Source organism: Pradoshia sp. Z3_51, assembly GCF_058215915.1.
On record NZ_JBZAJC010000017.1, the window covers coordinates 45,124 to 52,524 of the forward strand.

General features: G+C 35.9%; 6 protein-coding genes and 1 tRNA gene. 1 reads left to right on the forward strand and 6 read right to left on the reverse strand.

Translation table 11 applies throughout. The features are described 5' to 3' along the window. Positions 1 to 7: 7 nt before the first annotated feature. The 4 genes from AC4BHA_RS18445 to AC4BHA_RS18460 form a co-directional block, all read right to left on the reverse strand. Positions 8 to 883: an acetaldehyde dehydrogenase (acetylating) gene (locus AC4BHA_RS18445; RefSeq protein ID WP_490559037.1), complete on the reverse strand. Its 876-nt coding sequence runs from the start codon at positions 881 to 883 to the stop codon at positions 8 to 10. A gap of 72 nt (positions 884 to 955) precedes the next feature. Continuing rightward, positions 956 to 2,146: an acyl-CoA dehydrogenase family protein gene (locus AC4BHA_RS18450; RefSeq protein WP_490559038.1), complete on the reverse strand. Its 1,191-nt coding sequence runs from the start codon at positions 2,144 to 2,146 to the stop codon at positions 956 to 958. 147 nt (positions 2,147 to 2,293) lie between these two features. Continuing rightward, entirely contained in the window at positions 2,294 to 3,121 is an 828-nt protein-coding gene (locus AC4BHA_RS18455; protein WP_225983690.1) for an alpha/beta fold hydrolase, read from the reverse strand. Positions 3,122 to 3,132: 11 nt separating this feature from the next. After that, the gene (locus AC4BHA_RS18460) at positions 3,133 to 4,077 is read right to left on the reverse strand and encodes a VOC family protein (protein WP_148629661.1); all 945 of its coding nucleotides are present in this window, start codon (positions 4,075 to 4,077) and stop codon (positions 3,133 to 3,135) included. A gap of 206 nt (positions 4,078 to 4,283) precedes the next feature. Between AC4BHA_RS18460 and AC4BHA_RS18465 the strand changes: the two genes are divergently transcribed. Further along, positions 4,284 to 6,134, forward strand: a complete 1,851-nt coding sequence (locus AC4BHA_RS18465; RefSeq protein WP_490559039.1) for a V4R domain-containing protein — start codon at positions 4,284 to 4,286, stop codon at positions 6,132 to 6,134. A gap of 602 nt (positions 6,135 to 6,736) precedes the next feature. On the opposite strand, the gene AC4BHA_RS18470 is transcribed toward AC4BHA_RS18465, so the two are convergent. Together AC4BHA_RS18470 and AC4BHA_RS18475 are read right to left on the reverse strand one after the other, a co-directional pair. Beyond that, a complete protein-coding gene (locus tag AC4BHA_RS18470) occupies positions 6,737 to 6,937 on the reverse strand; it encodes a hypothetical protein (RefSeq protein WP_140461395.1) in 201 nt (66 codons plus the stop codon). A 392-nt stretch (positions 6,938 to 7,329) separates the two neighbouring features. Beyond that, a tRNA-Glu gene (locus AC4BHA_RS18475) sits at positions 7,330 to 7,401 on the reverse strand.

Sequence of the window (7,401 nt, forward strand, 5' to 3'; positions counted from 1 at the left end):
TCCTCCTTTACACAGTTGTCTTTGCCTTTGCCCATTCCTCAGCAATTTTAATAGCTGCAGCTGTTATAATATCCAAATTACCAGCGTAAGCAGGTAAATAATCAGCAGCACCAGCAACCTCCAGGAATACAGTGATACGATTTCCCTCAATGTATGGACGTGTTTTTAAGCGATACCCTAGAACATATTGCTGAACTGCTTTTTCCATTTTTTTAAGTGCATCAATCAATGCTTCCTCATCTGTTACCGGATGATCTACTAACAGATGAATCGTGTCATTCATCATAATTGGTGGTTCAGCAGGGTTTAAAATTAAAACTGTTTTTCCTTTTTTTGCTTTGCCGACAACCTCAATGGCACGTGAAGTAGTTGCGATAAATTCATCAATGTTCGCACGTGTTGCTGGGCCAGCACTTTTACTTGCAATTGTGGCAACAATTTCCGCATATTCTACCTCATAAAGCTGAGATACTGCATAAATAATTGGAATTGTTGCTTGTCCACCACATGTCACCATATTTACGTTATCTGCTTGTTGATGTTCGTAAAGGTTCACTGTTGGTACTGTAAGTGGTCCAATTGCTGCTGGGGTTAAGTCAATTACTCTCTTACCGTGAGTTTTTAGTAGCTTTGCATGCTTCACATGTGCATAAGCACTAGTTGCGTCAAACACAACATCTGCAAGTCCTGGAGTTTGAAGAAAGCCTTCAATTCCCGTATCGATAGCTTGAAAACCTGCTTCACGTGCTTTTCGTAAGCCCTCGGAGTTGGGATCAATCCCTATAACAGCCGTTAACTCTAGAAAAGAGGACCGCTGAATTTTTTTCATCAAATCGTTACCAATGTTGCCTGACCCTAAAATGGCTACCTTTAATTTTGCCATGTCTAAATCCCCCTTGTTTACTCATATTTCAATTGAATAAACATTCATTTTTTGACTCGTTATTAAGGTGAATTAGCCCATACCAATTCCTTGATAGCCATATAAATTACGACCATATGTGTATAGTGCATCTTCATATAGAGACGTTATATGTGTGGCTACGGCAATGATGTCTCGTACAAACACTTCAATTGTGTCATTTTTTATTAGAGATGCCCCACCGAGTGAGACCATTACTGTCGTAGCGATTTCTTGACAAATTTTAATAATTTCTGCACGTAGTGAAGAAAACTCCCCTTTTTCGTATGGACCTTCTGTTTCATAAGTTGCTAATAGATCGTAATATTGTTCCATTAAACCATTCGCTTTTTTATATTCCAACATAAGTTTAGCTAGAATTCGCTGACTACGAGGAGAATCTTTTTCATTTTCTCCATGTAGACGAACACGTGCTTCTGTTCTCTTTTTATATTCATCCAGCAAACGCCTAGCTCCACCTAATGCCATATTTGGAAACCCAAGATAGAATGCAGAGAAGTATGGTACATGGTAATAAGGATAATCGGGATCATAATTAGAACCCTCCGGTGGACGGCGTGTATCATTCGCTAATTCAAGTCTTAAAACGCGTCTTCTTGGAATAAATACTTCCGTTGCAATCACTTGGTTACTACCTGAACCACGTAAACCAAATGTATCCCAATTTTCATTTACTTTCACTTCATCTTTACGCATGAAACACATAATTAATTCTGGTTGATTTGATTCAGGTAATTGAGCAATTGCCCCTAAACCAATCCATTCTGCAAAGTTAACACCGCTTGTATAGTTATAAGTACCTGTTAAGCGAACACCGCCATCAACCACGGTTACTTGTCCAACTGGCGCGAAAACATCCACGATCAAACCGTTTGAATTTATAATTTCGTCTCTACCTTCTTGTGGAAGGTGTGCTGTTAAGGAGTTGTGTAAAGGGAAGAAATAACCTAACCATGCAGCTGAGATATTATGGTACGCGATAGTACGTACAATTTCTCCAAGGCCACGTAACGAAATTTGTGGACCACCATATTCTTTCGGTAGATTTGCACGAGTAATTCCTGATTCAATTAACTTATTAACATAGTTTCGAGAAACAGAGGCATTTATTTCGGAAGTTGCTACTTCTGATTCTGCTAGTAGGCCTGCTTCACGTGCTTTTTCAATAAGCTCTAGTTCAACATCTGTAAATCCTTTGGATTTTTGCTTTGTATCAACTGACATTTATAACCCTCCTATTATACGTTTTCAAGTTTATAACAAATCTTAGTTAGCGAAGATGTTATATTCGGAGTTTTAAATACTGGTGAGGCCACTAAAAAACATTAAAATCTCTTCTTTAGTGACCTCACGTTATTGTATTCTAGTTAACTAGAAGAACTCTTTAGCTGCTTTAATGAAATCTTCTCGCTTTTCTACCTGCAGCCAATGTCCGCACTGTGTAAATAAACGAAGCTCTGCATTAGGTAAATGTTCCATCAAATTAATACTGCTCTCTTTTGGAACAAATCGGTCATTAAAACCATGCAGTAGTAAGAATGGTTGTTTCATTTGACGTAATGCATTGGGAGGAATATGACCTTCCCCAGGCATAGGGAACATATTTTGCAAATAGGAATTGCGAATCTCTTCACGTTGAATAGTTTCATATCGAATTTCTAAAATATCTTCTAATGAATCTTGAATCGTTGCAGGATCATAAACAAACCAACTTGTTAAGTTTCGTAGGTTTTCATACGTTGGGTTTTTATAAAAACCAACCATTCGTATTATTTCCGGAGTAGGCGGTGTTTCTCCACCAGCACTGCCCATAAGTAAAACTTTTTTCACTCGTTCAGGTGCATACATAACAACATTTAACGACACATAACCACCCATTGAATTACCTACGAGACTGAATTTCTCTATGTTTTTCTTATCAAGTAGTTCAAGCAGTTGCTCAACGCGTAGCTGAGTCCATTCCCAAAATGATTTTGGGTGTACTTCGGGGTGTTTTGTATTTCCAAATCCATACATATCAGGAGCAATCACATGATAGTTCTTTGCAAGCTCTGGTAAAATATGTTGCCAATTACTTACTGAATTCGCTCCGGGACCTGAACCGTGTAGGAATACGATTACTTCCTCATTTTCTTGTCCTGCTTCACAATAGAACGTTTGAAACCGACCTGTATCTAAAGTTTCTGTTGAATAGCTCATTATAGTCCCTCCTATGCTTCTGTTGAATCAGCATCCATTCCCTGAAGATCTTGTCCCCAATAAGTTAAACCAACTTTTAAATCTTCAGGAGTCCACTTAATAGCCTCCCAATCAGGTTCAAAAATCAAATAACTTCCTGAAAATAGTTCCACACGATGACCACTACCTGGGTCTTTTACATATAAGTAAATTGCCTGTGAAATACCATGTTTACCTGGCCCAATAAGCTCAATTCCATTTTCACTTAAAATGTCAGCTGCACGTAATATATCTTGGGCATTATCAAACCAATAAGCTAGGTGGTGTAAACGGTTAGGTGTTTTAGCTTCCGGTTCAGCCATAACAGCTATGTCATGAACCAATGGAGTTACACTTAACCAACCAGCTTGAATAACTCCATTTCCTAAATCTACATATTCACGCATTTTAAATCCCAAATTATCAATTAACCATTTATGAATTACTGATGGATCGTGTGAAGTCGCTAGATTCACGTGGTCAATACGACGAGGTGAAGCACCTTTTCTCCAAGATTTATAAGTTTGGTTCTTTAGCACGGATTTGCGGTCTTGATCTGGATGCGTTTTTTCCATCTCATAATAAATTTCAAATGGATGCTCACTGGGTAACTCAAAGCGAATTGCTCTTCCTTGACCTGCTTCTTCACCCGATTCAACCCACTTCACTTCTGCTCCAGCCTCAGTTAGTAATTCAGCAAATTTCTCTACATCTTCAGGACGTTTTGTACGCCAACCAATGTGATCTACTTTTGATTTTTCCCCTTGTTTTAGCGATAGTGTATGGTGTTCAAAATCTCCCCATGCACGTAAATAATGTGTACCATTCACTACTTCTGTTTCTTCTAAACCTAAGACTTCAGAGAAGAACCATAGTGATTTTTTTAAATCCGGTGTGATTAAAGCAATATGACCTAGTTTAGCAATCTCTGGTAACATTTTCTTTTCCCCTTTTTTGTTTGTTTTTTATCATTTACACATTCAATATATTAGATATAAAATATTCTGAAAACAGACTAATTGTATTAATTTGAAAGCGTTTTCAGTATATTTCGTTTGGTTTTTTCTTTTTTATGGTATTTTAGTATTAAGAGAGAAATAACAATATTTTTTGAGGCACTTCTTACAATTAAGGGGGGAATAGGTTGGAACAACGTGTTATTTCTTTAAAAAGGACTACTTTTCATCTTGAAAATAGGGAGAAAGATATCGACAATATTGCAATCGTTAAGGCTTTAAGTTTTCTAAAAGCAGATATCATTGAAATAAATGGGATAGAGAAAGCAACAGAATTAATGTTTAATTATGGGTATCAATTAGGGGTTTCAGAAGCTCACCGAATGAGAGAAAAATATTTCGATATACAAGATCTACTTAAACAAGGGCCTACTCTTCATTGTGAAAAAGGACATATAAACGGTTCGATTTTCGAAGGGTATATGGAATTTTATGGTGATAAATCAGTTAAGGCTGTTTATGGTATAGGAACGTGGTTACAGTCTTACGAGGCAAAAGTTCATCTAGATTATTTTGGTCAAAGTGATGTACCAGTTTGTCATACACTTATGGGATTTGCTACTGGCTATATGAGCACCATTTTTCAGTTTGAAGTAAAGGTAGTTGAGAAAACCTGTGTAGCAAGAGGTGACGAAAATTGTACATGGGAGTTTTATACTGTTAACCCTTTACCTGATGAATCAAATGAAAACTCTGAAAATCAAGTATCGTTTGATCTGATTGAACTTGGCAATATTCAAAGTGAAATGATTCAAGCGATTATTGATGGAGCAACAGTAGAGGATATATTTAAAGAAGCTGAAAAAATTTTTGGCAGAACCTTTTTAATAGAAGATATATTTTATAACTTTGTACATTCTACTAATTTATCAGAGATCGATAGACAATTAATTGAGCAGGATATGCAGATATATGACCAAAATGAGAGAAATCAATTAGGTACTTATTTTTTTGAAAAGCGTCAGCAACTTCCTTTCACAAAAAAGGTTGTTCAATTAGATAATCATGTTCGTTTAACAAACACGATTGTCATTAAAAATAAAGTCGTTGCATATTTGTCAGTTATATCGATGCATCCAACAACATTTTCCTCATATGACTATTTAATACTATCTAAATTGACAAATGTAATTTCTGTTCTACTTATGATGAATTCTATTATAGAAAAATCAAAAGCAGAGAGTGAATCCAAGTTTACTAATGATATTTTGCATCAACGTTTAACAGATATAAATCAGATTCTTTCTAGGTCTCGCTACTTTAATATTGATATTAACCAACTATACACCGTTGCTATTGTGAGAAGGAATAATAATATGTATAGGATTCAAAAAGAGTTTGAAAACTTTGTTCGGGAACACTTAAAAAAACAGCGTATACTTATTTCTTTTAAGGAGATGGAACTAGTTATTTTGTTATTTCATCCTCTAAAAGATCATTCTATGGTTCAGAAGGTTTTTAGTAATTTAAGAGAAGCTTTAATGGAACAATTCCCTAATTATCCTGTTCAAATTGGTTACAGCGAGATAGGACATAGCATTTTGGAGGCAAACTCTCACTATAATGAGGCTGCAATTGCTCTCATCTCCAACCCCAACGCATCCATTACTGCATTTAAAGATATTAGTGTTTTATCAATATTTATTAATGATTTAAATATAGAACATATTAAGCAACTTGCGAATAATCGATTTGCAGGAATCTTTTCATTAAAGGAACAAAAACGGATTGAGCTCTTAGAAACTTTATATATATATCTAAATAATAATTTAAAAATTGAATCTACGATACGCTTATTAAAGATTTCAAAGAGTGGACTTCTCTATCGACTAGAAAACTTGAAAGAGTATTTGAAGACAGATTTTAAGGATCCTAATGAGAATTTCCAAATCCTTCTTTTATTGAAAGCGATGGACATATATTCTAAGACTAGCAATACTCAAGACAGTAATTTTATTGTGGATTTTACAAATAGTTAATCCAATGGCGGCTAAAAGTTGATATAGAGGAATATCATACTAATAATCCAGATTAAACAAACGCACAGATCCTTGCTTCTGGTCTAAATTTTTTCTAAGAATTCAAATTGATACTATGGGTTTCTATAAACAACGGAATTAAGAGATTCAGTTTGTATAAATAATCAATGGCACCCTGAATTAGTGGACTGTTTGGACTCTATTTATGCATATATTGTATATAAGATTCAGAATAGTAAATTGACAGGGTGGGGTCCATACTTCTTCAGGCTTAACCCCAAGTGTATCAAGGTGTTGAGCCTTTTTCTATTTTCAGTAAAAACCCATTACTCCTGTATTTTTATACATTGGACAAATACTGCACAGAAGCTGCACACGATACTGCACAAGCCCAGTGTTTCCATTGGATTCAGCTGTCTCCATTATTTCTATTAAATCCAAAATGTTCACCGAACCGATTCGAGTCCTCATCGAGCCTGACTTCTACGTGTGAATCTCCTTCTGTAATCACCTTTGAATCTGGGATTGTCGGGGAATGTTTCTCGTTATCATACGAGTAGGTAATCCACTCCCTTATGGATTCATCGGGATCGGGAGGTGTGCTATCGGCATCGCCTACGGTTTTTCCTGTGTATTTTTAGGATAGCATCCTCCTCTTCTCCCTCCCCCATTACATACACGTCTTCCCCGTATTCCTCAAGGGATGACTTGGACCAAGTTTTCTCATACTCTTTATAATCACGGATAACCTTAAAACGCAGGTTATTCACGGTTAATAAATATTCAAACAACTGCTTTGTCACTCAATCAAAAGCACCTCTTTAATATTTCATATAGTAAATATATCACAATGTAATAAGACAGGAATAAATGTAAAATATAGCGGGATAAGTTAGCTTATTAATTGAATTGAGGGAATAATAAAAACAGTGCACATTGAATGAAGGTGTGCACTGCTATTTTCATACTATATTTTATGCGTGTTTCTAGATTTTTATCTATTTTTTCATTTTGATACATATAAGGCCTTTCGAAACCTATTACGTTTTACTCAAAAGGAATTTTCTCTCAACTTTTACCATTAGAATCTGATAAGCATCCGTAGGTCACACTAAAGATAAAAGATTGCAGGTCAACAGCTATCAGAAGTTTGGTGGCAAATAAAAAAACCATGTACATCTTGTACATGGTTTTATGACCCCTACGGGATTCGAACCCGTGTTACCGCCGTGAAAGGGCGGTGTCTTAACCGCTTGACCAAGGGGCC